Source organism: Microbispora sp. CSR-4, assembly GCF_008033685.1.
Lineage (GTDB): Bacteria > Actinomycetota > Actinomycetes > Streptosporangiales > Streptosporangiaceae > Microbispora.
This window is the reverse complement of sequence record NZ_VJVX01000074.1, coordinates 17,923-33,229: the sequence shown is the minus strand read 5'-3', so window position 1 is coordinate 33,229 and position 15,307 is coordinate 17,923. Positions and strand designations below refer to the sequence as shown.

General features: G+C 71.0%; 14 protein-coding genes and 1 pseudogene. 7 read left to right on the top strand and 8 right to left on the bottom strand.

The genetic code is table 11. The features are described 5' to 3' along the window. Positions 1-72: 72 nt before the first annotated feature. On the bottom strand, positions 73-543 hold the full coding sequence (locus FLV34_RS35520; RefSeq protein ID WP_147945187.1) for a DUF262 domain-containing protein: 471 nt from the start codon (positions 541-543) through the stop codon (positions 73-75). Between the two features lie 251 nt (positions 544-794). Here FLV34_RS35520 and FLV34_RS35515 point away from each other — a divergent pair, with 251 nt between their 5' ends. From FLV34_RS35515 to FLV34_RS35500, 4 genes are all read left to right on the top strand, one after another. After that, positions 795-1,979, top strand: coding sequence for an ATP-binding protein (locus tag FLV34_RS35515; RefSeq protein WP_147945186.1), 1,185 nt, complete (start codon positions 795-797; stop codon positions 1,977-1,979). Beyond that, a complete protein-coding gene (locus tag FLV34_RS35510; RefSeq protein ID WP_142616464.1) occupies positions 1,976-2,614 on the top strand; it encodes a response regulator transcription factor in 639 nt (212 codons plus the stop codon). The genes FLV34_RS35515 and FLV34_RS35510 overlap by 4 nt, the downstream gene beginning before the upstream one ends. 111 nt (positions 2,615-2,725) lie before the next feature. Then, on the top strand, positions 2,726-4,186 hold the full coding sequence (locus tag FLV34_RS35505) for a glutamate-cysteine ligase family protein (RefSeq protein WP_142646653.1): 1,461 nt from the start codon (positions 2,726-2,728) through the stop codon (positions 4,184-4,186). 73 nt (positions 4,187-4,259) lie between these two features. Next, positions 4,260-4,934 (top strand): neutral zinc metallopeptidase, encoded by a 675-nt coding sequence (locus tag FLV34_RS35500; protein ID WP_240971181.1) that lies wholly within the window; start codon positions 4,260-4,262, stop codon positions 4,932-4,934. A 96-nt stretch (positions 4,935-5,030) separates the two neighbouring features. Here the strand turns inward: FLV34_RS35500 and FLV34_RS35495 are convergent. Continuing rightward, a pseudogene (locus tag FLV34_RS35495) lies at positions 5,031-5,495 on the bottom strand (aldo/keto reductase); the annotation flags it as partial. Between the two features lie 14 nt (positions 5,496-5,509). Then, complete coding sequence (locus FLV34_RS35490; protein ID WP_147945185.1) at positions 5,510-6,424, bottom strand: NAD-dependent epimerase/dehydratase family protein; 915 nt, start codon at positions 6,422-6,424, stop codon at positions 5,510-5,512. A gap of 80 nt (positions 6,425-6,504) precedes the next feature. Between FLV34_RS35490 and FLV34_RS35485 the strand changes: the two genes are divergently transcribed. Further along, positions 6,505-7,398 (top strand): LysR family transcriptional regulator, encoded by an 894-nt coding sequence (locus tag FLV34_RS35485; RefSeq protein WP_260617174.1) that lies wholly within the window; start codon positions 6,505-6,507, stop codon positions 7,396-7,398. Further along, positions 7,395-8,150 carry a CPBP family intramembrane glutamic endopeptidase gene (locus tag FLV34_RS35480; protein WP_142646644.1) on the top strand — a complete coding sequence of 252 codons (756 nt, stop codon included), beginning with the start codon at positions 7,395-7,397 and terminating at the stop codon, positions 8,148-8,150. Before FLV34_RS35485 ends, FLV34_RS35480 begins: the two co-directional genes overlap by 4 nt. On the opposite strand, the gene FLV34_RS35475 is transcribed toward FLV34_RS35480, so the two are convergent. The 4 genes from FLV34_RS35475 to FLV34_RS35460 form a co-directional block, all read right to left on the bottom strand. Continuing rightward, positions 8,114-8,899 (bottom strand): response regulator transcription factor, encoded by a 786-nt coding sequence (locus FLV34_RS35475; RefSeq protein WP_147945184.1) that lies wholly within the window; start codon positions 8,897-8,899, stop codon positions 8,114-8,116. The genes FLV34_RS35480 and FLV34_RS35475 overlap by 37 nt on opposite strands. Continuing rightward, positions 8,896-10,056, bottom strand: coding sequence for a sensor histidine kinase (locus FLV34_RS35470; protein ID WP_147945183.1), 1,161 nt, complete (start codon positions 10,054-10,056; stop codon positions 8,896-8,898). The genes FLV34_RS35475 and FLV34_RS35470 overlap by 4 nt, the downstream gene beginning before the upstream one ends. Positions 10,057-10,065: 9 nt before the next feature. After that, positions 10,066-10,554, bottom strand: a complete 489-nt coding sequence (locus tag FLV34_RS35465) for a hypothetical protein (RefSeq protein ID WP_142646638.1) — start codon at positions 10,552-10,554, stop codon at positions 10,066-10,068. A 393-nt stretch (positions 10,555-10,947) separates the two neighbouring features. Further along, complete coding sequence (locus FLV34_RS35460) at positions 10,948-11,667, bottom strand: PIG-L deacetylase family protein (RefSeq protein WP_147945182.1); 720 nt, start codon at positions 11,665-11,667, stop codon at positions 10,948-10,950. Positions 11,668-11,732: 65 nt separating this feature from the next. Between FLV34_RS35460 and pcrA the strand changes: the two genes are divergently transcribed. Continuing rightward, a complete protein-coding gene (gene pcrA, locus FLV34_RS35455) occupies positions 11,733-14,042 on the top strand; it encodes a DNA helicase PcrA (protein WP_147945181.1) in 2,310 nt (769 codons plus the stop codon). A 354-nt stretch (positions 14,043-14,396) separates the two neighbouring features. Here the strand turns inward: pcrA and FLV34_RS35450 are convergent, their stop codons facing one another. Then, positions 14,397-15,290: a hypothetical protein gene (locus FLV34_RS35450; protein ID WP_142646633.1), complete on the bottom strand. Its 894-nt coding sequence runs from the start codon at positions 15,288-15,290 to the stop codon at positions 14,397-14,399. Positions 15,291-15,307 lie beyond the last annotated feature (17 nt).

Genomic DNA, 15,307 nt, shown 5'->3' with positions numbered 1-15,307 from the left:
TGAGGGGTCGCGTTTGTCATCTCCGCACCGGGGCGCCCTCAACTACCCGTCCGTCCCAGGGCTGCGCCCATCTCACCAGCCGAGAACGCTTGGGCCCTGGTCCTTTCCCAGATACTCCAGCTTCTTCAAGGTCAGGGGCGGCATACCGATGCTGTCCGGATCGACGAAGCGGGCGATCGTGGTGAGCCGCTGCACCCCGTCAATCATGACCCAGCGCTCGTCGTCCGTCTCGGCAGCGTAGAAGGTCGGTAGCGGAATACGCAGCAGCATGGACTCGATCAGTCGGCTCTGTGCTTGTTGGGTCCAAATACCCGCGAACCGTTGAAAATCCGGCTGTAGATCAAGGACGTTACGCCGGATCCGGGAAAGGAGTAAATCCACCGTGGGGGTCCGTGTCGTGACGTCGATCTTCTCTGGGTCGAACGGCTCCGAGGGGCCCTCCTCGTCCTCCATCTCCCGCTCGACGCCGATGCTGTGCCCGGTCGAATCCAACTCGACCGCAATTTCCGGTTCGTTCTCGCGATCCAGTGGCTCTTCGGACATGCCCCGCCGCTCCTCCAGCAGTGATACGCCATACACGCATTGGCCGCTCCAGAGCCGATGGCGTGATCCAACAGTATCCGTAACCATGCGAACGCGAGTGGTTCTGCCGGGGCAAACCTCCAGGTAGAGCACACGAAATGCCGCAAGACGACGGACGCGCTCACCCCTAACTCGTCCCCGAACCCTCAGGGGTGGCGTCAGGGCATGCCCTGATGCGCTCATGGCCAGTGACGTGTGACGATGCTTCCGAGATGTCTGAGATGCCTAACGCCCCCGCGGCGTATCCCCGGATGGTCCGGCCCGCCTCGGGCCGGGTGGTCGCGGGCGTCGCCCAGGGCGCCGCCGCCCAGCTGCGGCTCGACCCGGTCGTGTTGCGCCTCGCGTTCGTGCTGCTCACCGTCATCGACGGGCTGGGCGTCGTGGCGTACGCCGCGCTGTGGGTGTTCACCCCCAAGGAGGAGGTGAAGGGCCGCGCGCCGGCCCGTGAATGGGGCCAGCTCGCCGCGTACGGCGTGCTGTGGCTGGCGCTGGCGGGCTTCGCGTGGATGACGGGCGCCTCCAGCGGGGGGTTCGGCACGTGGCCGATCGCGGTCGGCGGCATCGGCGCGCTGATCCTGTGGCAGCAGGCCGACCCGGGACGGCGGCAGCGGTGGATGTCGGGCGCGGTCAAGCAGGTCAGCACGACCTGGGTGCGCACCGGTATCGGCGCGCTGCTGGTGGTCGTGGGCGCGATCGGCTTCCTGGCCGCGAGCGGCGAGCTGGCCAAGGCCAGGACCGGGCTCGTGTTCACGGCGGTCGTCGTCGGCGGCATGCTGATGATCGCCGCGCCCTGGCTGGCCACGCTCATGAAGGAGCTGCAGCGGGAGCGCACCGAGCGCATCAGGCAGGAGGAGCGGGCCGAGGTGGCCGCTCACGTCCATGACTCGGTGCTGCACACGCTTACCCTGATCCAGCGCAACGCCCACGACGCGCGGGAGGTCGCCAGGCTCGCCCGGTCGCAGGAGCGCGAGCTGCGCAACTGGCTCTACCAGCCCAAGCAGGACGCCGACGCCACCCTCGCGGCGGCCGTACGGCGGGTCGCGGCCGAGGAGGAGGACGCCCACGGCGTGCAGATCGAGGGGGTCTGCGTGGGCGACTGCGAGCTCGACGAGGGCCTGGTGGCACTGCTGCACGCGGCCCGGCAGGCGATGGTCAACGCGTGCAAATACAGTGGGGCTCCGGTCGTCTCCGTCTACGCCGAGGTCGAGCCCGACGAGGTGACGGTGTTCGTCCGTGACCGGGGCAAGGGCTTCGTGCTCGACGACGTCCCCGGTGACAGGATGGGCATCCGCCAGTCGATCATCGGCAGGATGGAACGCAACGGGGGAAGCGCCCGGGTCAGGACCGAGCCGGGCGACGGAACCGAGGTCATGCTGACCATGAAGAGGGAAAAATGAAGACCGTACGCGTGCTGATCGTTGACGACCACCGGCTGTTCCGGTCCGGCGTACGGGCCGAGCTGGGTCCGTCGATCCAGGTGATCGGCGAGGCCGAGGACGTGGAGTCGGCGGTGACGGCGATCGGCGAGCTGGAGCCCGATGTGGTGCTGCTCGACGTGCACATGCCGGGCGGCGGCGGCCAGGAGGTGCTGCGGCGCGTGCTCGGCTCCGGCTCCCAGGTGCGCTTCCTCGCGCTGTCGGTCTCGGACGCGGCCGAGGACGTGATCGGCGTCATCCGCGGCGGCGCCAGGGGCTACGTGACCAAGACGATCAGCGGCGCCGAGCTGACCGACGCGATCATCCGGGTGTCCGAGGGCGACGCGGTGTTCTCGCCGCGGCTGGCCGGGTTCGTGCTCGACGCGTTCGCTTCGACGGAGGCCCCGCCCATCGACCCGGAGCTCGACTCGCTCACCCAGCGGGAGCGCGAGGTGCTGCGGCTGATCGCCCGGGGTTACGCCTACAAGGAGATCGCCAAGGAGCTGTTCATCTCGGTGAAGACCGTCGAGACGCACGTGTCGAGCGTGCTGCGCAAGCTGCAGCTGTCCAACCGGCACGAGCTGTCGCGCTGGGCCACCGCACGACGTCTGGTCTGACCCCGTACGCGCGACCCGTACGCGCGACCCGTACGCGCGAAGCCGTATGCGCGAACCCGTCCGCGCCGACCCGTCTGGTGCGATCGCCTACCGGCGTGCGACGCTCAGTGCATGGGCCGTGACGTACCCTCCGTCTCCTTCAGCCGGGAGGACCGCCGTCGCTACCGGGACAAGGTGAAGCTGTCGCTCGACGTGCTGGCCGAGATGCTGCGGGAGTCGCGGTTCGCGTTCGACCGGCCCCAGGCGGGCCTGGAGATCGAGCTGAATCTCGTCGACTCCCGGGGCGAGCCGGCGATGAAGAACGCCGAGGTGCTGGCCGCCATCGCGGAGCCCGACTGGGCGACGGAGCTGGGCCAGTTCAACGTCGAGATCAACATCCCGCCCCAGGTGCTGGCCGGCGAGGGCGGCCGCCTGCTGGAGGAGTCCGTACGGCTGCGCCTCAACCGGGCGCAGGAGCGGGCGGCGCGGGTCGGCGGGCAGCTCATGCTGGTCGGCATCCTGCCGACGCTGCGCGAGAGCGACGTCCACGAGGGGACGCTGTCGGCCAACCCCCGCTACGCGCTGCTGAACGAGCAGATCTTCGCCGCCCGGGGTGAGGACCTGCACCTCGTGATCGAGGGGGTGGACCGGCTCGACACCTACGCCGACAGCATCACCCCCGAGGCGGCGTGCACGAGCGTGCAGCTCCACCTGCAGGTCAGCCCGGAGAGGTTCGCCGACCACTGGAACGCGGCACAGGCCATCGCCGGTCCGCAGGTCGCGGTCGCGGCCAACTCGCCGTTCCTGTTCGGCAAGGAGCTGTGGCGCGAGACCAGGATCAGCCTGTTCGAGCAGGCCACCGACACCCGGCCCGAGGAGCTGAAGGTCCAGGGCGTGCGGCCGCGCGTCTGGTTCGGGGAGCGGTGGATCACGTCGGTCTTCGACCTGTTCGAGGAGAACGTCCGATACTTCCCCGCGCTGCTGCCGCTGTGCGACGAGGAGGACCCGAGGCGGGTGCTCGATGACGGCGGGGTGCCCGAGCTGCACGAGCTGCGCCTGCACAACGGCACCGTCTATCGCTGGAACCGGCCCGTGTACGACGTCTCCGACGGCGTCCCCCACCTGCGCGTGGAGAACCGCGTGCTGCCCGCCGGGCCCACGGTGGCCGACATCGCCGCCAACGCCGCGTTCTATTACGGGCTCATGCGGGTGCTCCCGGCGGCCGAGCGGACGGTGTGGACGCGCATGTCCTTCGCCGCGGCCGAGGACAACCTCCGCAACGCCGCGCGGTATGGCCTCGACGCCCGCCTCTACTGGCCCGGCATGGGGGAGGTGCCCGCCGCCGAGCTGATCCTGCGCAGGCTGCTGCCCATGGCCTATCACGGGCTCGACCTGTGGGGGGTCGACCCGGTCCAGCGCGACCGGCTGCTCGGCATCATCGAACGGCGCTGCGTGACCGGCCGTACGGGGGCGGACTGGCAGGTCAGGACGGCCCGCGCGTTCGGCGGCGACTATGAGGCGCTGCGCCGGATGACCCTGCGCTATCTGGAGCACATGCACACCAACGAGCCCGTCCACACCTGGGGCATGTGAAACTTTTCAATTCGGCTACGGTGCCCACTTTTTGCGGGCATTGATGGGTATTCGTATGGCAATGACTCGCCGAATGCTCGCCGCGCTTGTGCTCCTGGCGACCCTTGTCGTCTCCTGCGGCACGCTCACCGGTTCTCCGCCCGACCGGGCTGAGCCGGGAGACGTGGCGTCCCAGGGGGCGCCGTGCGAGAGCAACGGTGACGACTTTCCCGGCGACGTCATGCTCGCCCGGTGCCTGACCGAGTGGTTCTGGGCGCAACGCTTCCAGGAGAACGACACGGTATATCGCCCGATCACCCGCTTCGTGGCTTATCAGGGGACGGATGGTCCCGACTGTGGTGGGCAGGCGGCCGTGCCGGAAAACGCCTTCTATTGCCCGATCGGCCATTTCATCGCCTACGACGCGGTCTGGCTCAAGGCGATGTACGACCAGTTGGGCGACGGGGCGGTCTACGTCGTGATTCCGCATGAGCTGGGGCATGCCGTACAGGCCCAGGTCTTGGACAACTTCAGCTTCAACGTGCAGCGGGAGCTCCAGGCCGACTGCTACGCGGGCGCCGCGCTGGGCGGCCTCATCCAGGCGGGAGTGCTGAGAGCGGAGCAGGGCGACGAGGAGGAGCTGCTCATCAACCTCCAGGCGGCGGGCGACCCCACCGACGTCTGGTGGACTCCGGACGCCCACGGCACTCCGGAACAGCGCCAGCGGTCGTTCGCCCAGGGCTACAACCAGGGTTTGGTGACCTGCTGACTTCTCACGGCCGATCGAGTCACGGCCGGTCGAGTCACGGCCGGTCGAGTCACGGCCGGTCGAGTCACGGCCGCCTAGCTCCCGGTCGGCCTCGCGGATCTGCCGCACGCCGACGTTCGAGATCCCGGCCGTCCGGATCTTGCCTTCGTCGAGCAGGTCGCGGAGCGCGCCGACCGACTCGGCGAAGGGGACGTCCGGGTCCGTCTTGTGGAGCTGGTAGAGCCCGATCGCGTCGGTGCCGAGCCGCTTGAGCGACGCCTCGCACGCCCGCCTGATGTGGCGCGGGTCGCCGTTCACCGTCCACGAGCCGTCTCCGGGGCGGCCGCGGCCGCCCTTCGTGGCGAGGAGGACCCCGCTCACATCGCCGCCGTAGGAGGCGAGAACGCGGGCGATCAGCCGTTCGTCGTGGCCGATCTCGCCGGCGTGCCAGTGGTAGGAGTCCGCGGTGTCGATCAGGGTGACGCCCGCGTCGAGGGCGGCGTGGATCGTGGCGATCGCCCTGGCCTCGTCGGGCCTGCCCTCGACGGAGAGCGGCATGGCGCCGAGGCCGACGGCGCTCACCGGGACGTCTCCGATCAGGCGGGTGCGCACGTCCGCTCCTCCCCGGCCGGCGTCGTCTGGACGACCGATCGGACGGCCGACTGGACGGCCGACGGCAGCCAGTCGGCGACGTGCGAGAAGCGGAAGCCGAGCGCCGTGGCCCGGCCGTTGTCCATGGCATAGCCGCGGTCGAAGGAGAACGGCGAGGTGTCCTCACCGACGGCGTACACGGGCTCGCCGATGGCCGCGCACAGGTCCCGTACGTCGAGGGTCCCGTGGGAGGCGGCGTTGACCGGGCCGGTGAAGTCGGCCCGCGCGGCCCAGGCGAGGAACCGCGCGATCTCCGGCTCGTGGACGAACGACGCCGGCCGGGGGTTCTCATGCATGATCACCGGAAGTCCGGCCCGGATCCTCTGGACGTAGTGCGCGAGCCGTCCGGTGAAGTCCGCGCCGCCGAGCACGTGCGCGGTGCGGACGCTGACGAAGCCGAACGCCGCGTCACGTGTGAAGACCGCCTCCGCCTGGCGCTTGCCCTCGCCGTAGCTGGCGTCGAGGAACGCCGGGTCGTCCCACGGCAGGTCCGTCGCCACCGGCCAGGTCGCGGGATCGACCACGTCTTCCGTGTGCGGCGGGCCGTCGAGGTGGGCGTACACCTCGACGGTCGAGGTCATGACGTAGCGCGTGGTCCTGCCCGCGAACGCCCGCAGCGCCACGGCCGCCTGCACCGGCGTGTAGCAGACCTGGTCGATCACCACGTCGAAGTGGCGGCCGCCCAGGACGCGGCGCAGGGCGTCCTCGTCGTCGCGGTCGGCCCGCAGATGCGTCACGCCCTCTGGTGCCGGAGCCGATCCCCGGTTGACGACCGTGACGGCCGTCCCCGCGTCGCGCAGGTTCTCGATCAGCCGCCTGCCGAAGTATCGGCTTCCGCCGATGACGCACATCTCGCTCATGACGATCAGGGTGGTCGCGTATAGTCGTCAGCGGTAGTGGCGATCTTCTTAGCCGGTCGTTAGGAAATCTGTTGATCGACGTGCATCGGCTCGGCGTGCTGCGGGAGGTCGCCCGCCACGGCAGCTTCAACCGGGCGGCCGCCGCGCTGCGGCTCACCCCTTCGGCCGTCTCGCAGCAGATCGCCGCACTCGAACGCGGCCTCGGCGTCCCCGTGGTGCGGCGCAGCACGCGCGGAGTGGTCCTCACCGAGCCGGGGCGCATGCTCGTCGACACCGCCGAGACGATCGCCGCCGAGCTGACCGACGCTCAGGAGCGCATCGACCGGCTCTCGACCGCGCGGGCCAGGTTCACCATCGCGACGTTCGCCAGCGGGGGCCGCCGTCTCCTGCCGCCGGCGCTCAGCCGCTTCGTCGCCGAGCACCCCGAGGCCGAGCTGACGATCCTCGAACGCGAACCGGAGGACAGCCTGCCCCTGGTGCGGGAGGGCCGTGCCGATCTGGCCCTCGCCTACCACTTCGACGGGCTGCCGCCGATCCGTCCGGACGACCGCTCCGGCATGACGTGGACCCCGCTGATGACCGACCCGCTCCGGGTCGTCCTTCCTCGTACGCATCCGCTGGCCGGGCGCGCCCGCCTCCAACTGGCCGAGCTCGCCGCCGAACGCTGGATCCTCGGCTGCCTGAAGACCATGGACCTCCTGCGCCGCTATGCCGAGCTGGCCGGATTCGAGCTGCGGATCTCGTGCAGCGCCACCGACTATTTCTTCGCGCAGTCCCTGGTCACCGCGGGGGTGGGCGTCGCGCTCATCCCGGAGATCTCGCTCACGCCGGGCCCGGACGTGGTCGCGATCCCCCTTGAGGCGCCCAGCCCGTCCCGGTTCATCGGCATCGCGACCTCCCTGCGTGACCGTGGGCCCGCCCAGCCGTACGTCGACGCGCTGTGCGAGCTCCTCTCGCCGGACGGTGACGGGTGAAGCCCGCGACGGCGGCGGTTCTCGGGGTGCTCGCCGCGGCGAACGTGCTCAACAACCGGGTCGCCCGGCGGTGGGCGCCGCTGACTTCGGCGGTCGCGACCGGTGCACTGGTGCTGATCGCCCGCAGGGAGGGCGTCACCTGGCGGGAGCTGGGCTTCCGCCACGCCCGTGCCGGGGCGGTGACCGGGGGCGCGCTCGCGGCCGGCGTCGCGGCCGTCTACGCGGCGGGCGTCGCCTGCCCCCGCACCCGCGCGCTCTTCCGCGACGAGCGCGCGCTCGCGCTGTCGCGCCGCCGGGTGCTGGAGGAGGCCCTGGTGCAGGTGCCCCTTGGGACCGTGCTGCTGGAGGAGGTGGGCTTCCGCGGCGCGCTGCCCGCCCTGCTCGGCCGTTCGCTGCCGCCCGGTGCGGCCGTCGCCGTCTCGGCCGCGCTGTTCGGGCTGTGGCACGTGTTGCCCGCCGTCGACATGGCCGCGGCCAACCCCGCCCTCGGCAGGCCGGCCGCCGGGGAGACCCCGGACGAGGCCGCTCCCCAGACCAAGGCGGGACGGCTCGCGGAGACGGGACGGCTGGTGGCGGGGACGGTGGCCTCCACCGCGGTCGCCGGGCTCGTGTTCCACGGCCTGCGGCACCGCGCCGGGCTGCTCGCGCCCGCGCTGCTCCACGTGGCGACGAACTCCCTCGGGTACGCCGCCGCCCGGGTGGCCCGCCGCCTCGATCAGCCCTCGCGGGGATCGGCCAGGCCGGTCCGGTAGGCGTACGCGACCGCCTGGGCCCGGTCGCGCACCCGGACCTTGGCGAAGAGGTTGTTGATGTGCGTCTTGACCGTGGTCTCGCCGATGAACAGGGTGGCGGCGATCTCGGCGTTCGACAGGCCGCGCGCGATGAGCCGCAGGACCTCCGCCTCGCGCGGAGTCAGCCCGTCGGGCGGTGTGCCGGCATCCGTGGGTGTGCCGGGCGTCCGGTCCGCGTGCCGGGCCTCGCGCGTGTGGCGCGATGCGAACCGCGACCGGTGCGGCGGTGCGGCGGCGGGGCCGGTCGTCTCGACGGGTCCCTCGGTGGTCGGCGCGGTGCCGGTGCCGCCGCCGGTGACGGTGTTCAATAGGCGGCGCTGCACGCCGGGGTCGAGCTGCGCGTCGCCGTTCATCACCGTGGTCACGGCGCGGGCGATCTCCTCGGCGTCGGCGCTCTTGGTGAGGAAGCCGCGCGCCCCGGCGCGCAGCGCGGCGAAGACCGACTCGTCGTCCGTGTAGGTCGTGAGCACGACGACCTGCGTGTCCGGGAAGCCGGTGCGGATCCTCCGGGTCGCCTCGACCCCGTCCATGCGGGGCATGCGCAGGTCCATCAGCACCACGTCGGGCCGTTCGTCCGCGACCAGGCGGAGCGCGGCCTCGCCGTCGGACGCCGACCCCACGACCTCGATGTCCGGCAGCAGACCGAGCAGCAGGACGAGCCCGTCGCGCACCACGGCCTGGTCGTCGACCACGAGCACGCGGGCGGTCACGCCGGCACCCGCAGCCTGACCCGGAAACCGTCCTCGGTCTCGCCGGCCTCCAGGGTGCCGCCCAGGAGCTCGGCGCGTTCGCGCATACCCACGAGTCCGTATCCTCCTCCGGGTGTCCCCGGTTTCTCGCTCGGGGGGTTGACCACCTCCAGCTCGCACGTACGGTCGCCGAAGCTCAGCCGTACGGTGGCGGGGGAGCCCGGGGCGTGCCGCCGCACGTTGGTGACGGCCTCCTGGGCGGTGCGGATCATCGCGAGCTCGGTCTCGGGCGGCAGGCGGCGTTCGTGCCCATGGACGACGACGTCACACGGCCTGCCGGTCGCGTCGCGGAACTCCTCGGCGAGCGTCTCCAGCGCGGCGGGCAGCGGCTGGGCGTCGTCGCGGAGCGCGGCCACGGCGCTTCGCGCCTCTTCGAGGCCCTTCTTGGCCAGCTCGCGAGCGCGTTCCACCCGGTCGAGGGCCTCCTGCGACCGGTCGGCGCGCAGCAGCAGCCGGGCGCCCTCCAGATGCACGATCTGCGCCGACAGGGAGTGCGCGAGGATGTCGTGGATCTCCCTGGCGATCCGGGCGCGTTCGGCCAGCACGGCCTCGCCCGCCTGCGCGGCGGTCGCGGCCCTGCGCTGTTTGATGGCGTAGGCGACCGCGAAGACCACGAAGACCGAGACGCACAGGCCGAGGTCGCGGTCCTGCCCCTGCGGGGCGATCGGTGGCGGCAGCAGCCCCAGGACGCTCGATCCCAGGCCCGCCAGGGCCAGCAGCAGGATGGGCAGCGACCACTTCAGCGGGTGCCGTACGGCGGCGGCCCCGACGCAGAACATGAGCACGGCGACGGCCGGGCTGCTGTCGGAGACCATGTCGAGGGCGATGCTCGCCGCGAGGGTGAGCCCGATGAGGACGGCTTCCGCCGGACCGGCGTTCCAGCGCACCGGCAGGATCGGCCGCAGCCGGATGACGACCATGAGCGTCAGCGTGACGGCGATCGCGGCGGTCAGCGTGGTGATGGCGAGCCGGTCGCCCGTCAGGCCGAATCCCGGCGGGCTGGTCGCCTGCCCGCCGACGAGCAGGGCGATCACGGCCAGCCGCAGGAACGCGCCGGCGATCGCGTTCCCGCGGCTGGACTCCCAGGCGGCCTGGACATATCCGTCACGAGTGGGCACGTCCCGACGTTAGCGGGCCGTCTGAGCGCCGGGTACGGCCGCGCCGGGGAGGGCGTTCGCCCGCCGGGCGACGACGAGGAACTGGACACCGAGGGTCACTCCGACGAACAGGAGGATGGAGTTCTGCGACGAGGCGATGCCCAGGAAGGAGGTCAGGACCATCATCGCGACCCGGACGGCGATGGAGCCCACCCAGGCGATGAGGGTCGGGACGCCGCCCTGCGACCACGCCACGCCCTGCCGGTCGCGCCACACGCGCGTCGTCATGGCCCGCAGCACGCCGAGACCGGCGGCCACGAGGAGTTCCACGACGAGCACGGCGACGCTCAGCGACATGTGATGAGCGTCGACGAGCCCGCCGCCGCTGACACCGATCAGGACCAGCACGACGGGGATGATCACCCCCTGCGGCCTGGCGACGGGCCTCGGCCTCATCTGCCGGTAGATCATGATGGCGACGACGACGAGGGCGATGAGGACGATCTGCGTGGTTTCCATGCCCACGAAAGTAGGGATGCCGGGCGCGCACCGGATCGGCGCGCGGGTGGAAAGCTGGGGTGGAAAACCGGGCGGAGCCCGGCCGTTCTCCACCCGGGGGTGGAGAACCCGTCCGCCCGGCTCAGCTCGCTCAGTCCGGCCTGTGCCGCGCACCTCGGCTCAGCCCCCCTCAGCCTGGCCTGTGCCGCGCACCTCGGCTCAGCTCGCTCAGTCCGGCCTGTGCCGCGCACCTCGGCTCAGCCCCCTCAGCCCGGCCTGTACCGCCCACCTCGGCTCAGCTCGCTCAGTCCGGCCCGGTTCGGCCTGCTCAGCCCAGTCCGGCCAGCCAGCCCGCCGGCTTGGTCCGGCGCGCCCGGCTCCGCCCGGCCCGGTTCGGCCTCGCGCAGGATGATCTCAGGCGGTGACCACCCGCTGGAACGCCTCGGCGTACGAGCCCTCGGGGAGGCCCGCGGCGGCGGCGTGGCTGGAGAGCATACCCTTGACCATGCCGTCCAGGTCGGGGATGTGCGAGGTCTGGCTCTCGTGCGCGCGCAGCGCGGCGATCTTGCGATCCACGGTCAGGGTGACGTCGACGTAGTGGTTGGGGGTCATGCCGCCGGTGAGCCACACTTCGCGTACGGTCCAGGCGTCGAGGCCCTCGTCGGCGAGCAGCTCGGGAAAGGCATAGGGGTTGCGGGCGTCGGGATAGACGGCGTCGAGGGTGGCGCCGCCGACCGCGCGGTGGTCGGGGTGGCTCGGGCTGATCCGCGCGTAGTTGCGTTCGGGGGTCGAGGTGATGACCAGGTCGGGCCGCACCTGGCGGATCACCCGGGCGATGTCCCGCCGCAGGCCGAGCGTCTGCTCGACCGCGCCGTCCCGATAGCCGAGGAAGCGCAGGTCGCTCACACCCACGCACTTGGCCGCGGCGGTCTGCTCGGCACGGCGCAGCGCCGCCATGCCGCCGTTGTCCACCGCACGGTCGAAACCGCCCGCGTCGCCATCCGTGACCAGGCAGTACGTCACCTCGGCCCCCGCCTCGGTGAACCGGGCGACCGTGCCCGCCGCGCCGAAGTCGATGTCGTCGGGGTGAGCGACGACCATCAGCACTTTCTTGATATCCGCCTCGTCCAGCACGAGCAGTCCTCCTCAAGGTCCGGCACATCACCTTAAACGTGACATGCCGGGCGAGTGGGCCCCGGATGTCGGTGCGCGGTCATAACCTAAGGAGAGTGTCCACCCGAGCCGCCACTCATCCATTGCTCGACGGCCTCAACCCGCAGCAGCGGGACGCCGTCACCCACCAGGGCAGTCCGCTGCTGATCGTCGCCGGGGCCGGCTCCGGAAAGACCAGGGTGCTGACGCACCGCATCGCCTATCTGCTGGCGGAGCGTGACGTCCAGCCGGGGGAGATCCTCGCGATCACCTTCACCAACAAGGCCGCCCGCGAGATGAAGGAGCGGGTCGACAAGCTCATCGGGCCGCGGTCGAGGGCCATGTGGGTCATGACGTTCCACAGCGCCTGCGTACGGATTCTGCGGCGCGAGGCGAAGCGGCTGGGCTTCTCGTCCAGCTTCTCGATCTACGACCAGGCCGATGCGCAGCGGCTCATGGCGATGGTGTGCCGCGAGCTCGACCTCGACCCCAAGCGTTATCCGCCGCGGTCCTTCTCCGCCCAGGTCAGCAACTTCAAGAACGAGCTGATCGACTACGAGACGGCGGCCGACCGGGCATCGACCCATCTGGAGCGGACGCTCGCCGAGGCCTACCGCACCTACCAGCGGCGGCTCACCGAGGCCGGCGCGATGGACTTCGACGACCTGATCATGCTGACGGTCACGCTGCTCCAGCTCTTCCCCGACGTGGCCGAGCACTACCGGCGGCGGTTCCGGCACGTGATGGTCGACGAGTATCAGGACACCAACCACGCGCAATACATGCTGATCCGCGAGCTGGTCGGGCGGCCCGAGGTGCGCACCGCCGACGGCGACGTGGTGCGGGAGGGTGTCGAGCCCTCCGAGCTCGTGGTGGTCGGCGACGCCGACCAGTCGATCTACGCCTTCCGCGGCGCGACGATCCGCAACATCCTGGAGTTCGAGCGCGACTATCCGGACGCGCGGACGATCCTGCTGGAGCAGAACTACCGCTCCACGCAGACGATCCTCAACGCCGCCAACGCGGTCATCTCCCGCAACGAGGGCCGCAAGCCGAAGAACCTGTGGTCCGACCAGGGGGCGGGCCCCAAGATCATCGGTTATGCGGCCGACAACGAGCACGACGAGGCCATGTTCGTCGCGCAGGAGGTCGACCGGCTCTGCGACGACCACGGTGTCTCCCCCGGCGACGTGGCGATCTTCTACCGCACGAACGCCGCCTCCCGTGTGTTCGAGGAGATCTTCATCCGCACCGGCCTGCCGTACAAGGTCGTGGGCGGGGTGCGGTTCTACGAGCGCAAGGAGGTCAAGGACCTGCTCGCCTACCTGCGGGTCCTGGCCAACCCCGACGACATGGTGTCGCTGCGGCGCATCCTCAACGTGCCCAAGCGCGGCATCGGCGACCGTGCCGAGGCGATGGTCGAGGCGTTCGCCAACCGGGAGCGCATCGGCTTCTGGGAGGCGCTGCGCCGGGCCGACGAGGCGCCGGGCGTGGCCACCCGCTCGCTGAACGCGATCCGCGACTTCGTCGCGATGCTCGACGAGCTGCGCGGCAAGGAGCTTCCGCTGTCCGACCTGGCGGAGGAGGTGCTGCGCGTCACCGGCTACCGGACGGAGCTGGAGACCTCGGGCGACCCGCAGGACGAGAGCCGGCTGGAGAACCTCAACGAGCTGATCGCGGTGGCCGCCGAGTTCGAGGAGGCCAACCCGGATGGCACGCTCGTCGACTTCCTGGAGCAGGTCTCGCTGGTCGCCGACGCCGACCAGATCCCGGGAGGGCCCGGAGGGGTCGTACCCCCGGCGGAGCGCGCCCCCGACGACCACGGCGGGGTGGTCACGCTGATGACCCTGCACACCGCGAAGGGCCTGGAGTTCCCCGTGGTGTTCCTCACCGGCATGGAAGACGGCGTCTTCCCCCACATGCGCTCGCTGAGCGACCCGAAGGAGCTGGAGGAGGAGCGCAGGCTGGCGTACGTCGGCATCACCCGGGCCAAGGAACGGCTCTACCTGTCCCGGGCGGCGGTCCGCTCGGCGTGGGGCGCGCCGTCGTTCAACCCCGCCTCGCGCTTCCTGTCCGAGGTGCCGGGCGACCTGATCGAGTGGCGCGGCGACCCGGGCAAGACCGCCTGGTCGGCCGCGACCTCGCGCCCGGCCGCCCGTACGGCTCCCGCGCCGAAGACCGGCGGCCGGCAGATCCCGAGCCTGTCGCCCGGCGACCGGGTCACCCACGACACGTTCGGGCTCGGCACCGTGGTGGCGGTGGACGGCCAGGCCGAGAAGACGAGAGTGAAGATCGACTTCGGCAGCGAGGGCGAGAAGACCCTGCTGCTCGCCTACGCCCCCATCGACAAGCTCTGACCTGAGCCCGGAGCCGGAGCTCGGGCCCGGGTGTGTTGTGCGGACGAGCGCGCCGAGCGCGGGTGTCGGGAGTCGGATGGTCTGCGCCGGATGTCCCGGGCGGTGGGCCATGCGAGCCCAGCCGGAGCGGTGCGTGGCCCTCTGAGCCTTGCAGGTCTCCGCGCCATGCGGGTCTCCGCGCCATGTGCGGGAGGCCGGCACGAACGGAGCGGCCGGCCGGAGCGGTGCGCGCCCGGCTGGAACGAACGAAGCGGCCGGCCCCGGGTGACGATCACCCGGAGACCGGCCGCCTTCGTCGAGCGCCGTGCGGGGGGGGCTCGGCCGCGCGGTTCAGTGCCTGATCGGCCGCGCGGTTCAGTCGGGCAGGATTACGGTGCCAGACGTCTCCGGCACGTCACCGTCGAGGTCGGACAGCTTGGCGACCTTGCTCTTCGGCGGCGCCTTGACCGTGACCTTCCTGCCCCAGCCGGCGTACGTGCTGTCGGTGGACAGGTTGAAGGTGAAGGTCTCGCCCTCGGACTTCATCTTCAGGTCGACGCTGGCCGAGGCGCGGCGGACGAGCTGGTCGGGGCCGATCCACAGCTTCCAGGACACCACGTTCTTGGCGGGGTTGGACCCAATGGCGGCGAGGCTGTTCTTGACATCCGGGTTGGCCTTCATGAGCTGGCCCAGCGTGATGGTGCCGCGATAGAGCGTGGTCTTCGCGCCGTTGACCCTGCCGCCGGGACCCTTGGCCTTGGTGGTCGCGAGGACCGCCTTGAGGTTGTGCCAGTCGAGGGGGTTCAGCGGGCTCGCCGAGGCGTTCGGCCGCACCCCGGGGAGCCGCAGCCAGGTCTTGCCCTCGGGGAGCAGGCTCGTGTAGACCCCGCCGGAGAAGTAGGCGGTCGAGCCGATGACGATCATGCGGAGAGGCTTCTCCGCGTCCTTCAGGTCCTCATCCTCGTCCTTCAGCAGCTCGCTGTATTTGGACTTCTGCGTGCTGTCCGAGGCGACGACGCCGGACCGGCCGAAAGCGTAGCCGCCGTTCGAGGTGTATTTGATGGCCGTGACGCCTGCGAGGCTCAGCTTGCCCGTGGAGACGAAGCGTACGCCGTGGCCGGAGACGAACTGCTTGCGCAGCGCCGACACCGGGTCGGCGGCGGGCGCCTGCGCCTGAGTCGAGGTGTGAGCCTGCGCGGGGGCGGCGACGGCGGGCGCCACGAGCGCGGCCGTCGCGGCGCACGCCAGCGCCATGAATGCTCGCTTCAAAGTGATTCCTCCCGTAG

Excerpts from the sequence above, each read along its gene's own strand:
- FLV34_RS35520 (WP_147945187.1), bottom strand. The coding sequence starts at position 543 with ATGTCCGAAGAGCCACTGGATCGCGAGAACGAACCGGAAATTGCGGTC.
- FLV34_RS35515 (WP_147945186.1), top strand. The coding sequence starts at position 795 with ATGTCTGAGATGCCTAACGCCCCCGCGGCGTATCCCCGGATGGTCCGG.
- FLV34_RS35510 (WP_142616464.1), top strand. The coding sequence starts at position 1,976 with ATGAAGACCGTACGCGTGCTGATCGTTGACGACCACCGGCTGTTCCGG.
- FLV34_RS35505 (WP_142646653.1), top strand. The coding sequence starts at position 2,726 with ATGGGCCGTGACGTACCCTCCGTCTCCTTCAGCCGGGAGGACCGCCGT.
- FLV34_RS35500 (WP_240971181.1), top strand. The coding sequence starts at position 4,260 with ATGCTCGCCGCGCTTGTGCTCCTGGCGACCCTTGTCGTCTCCTGCGGC.
- FLV34_RS35490 (WP_147945185.1), bottom strand. The coding sequence starts at position 6,424 with ATGAGCGAGATGTGCGTCATCGGCGGAAGCCGATACTTCGGCAGGCGG.
- FLV34_RS35465 (WP_142646638.1), bottom strand. The coding sequence starts at position 10,554 with ATGGAAACCACGCAGATCGTCCTCATCGCCCTCGTCGTCGTCGCCATC.
- pcrA (WP_147945181.1), top strand. The coding sequence starts at position 11,733 with ATGTCGGTGCGCGGTCATAACCTAAGGAGAGTGTCCACCCGAGCCGCC.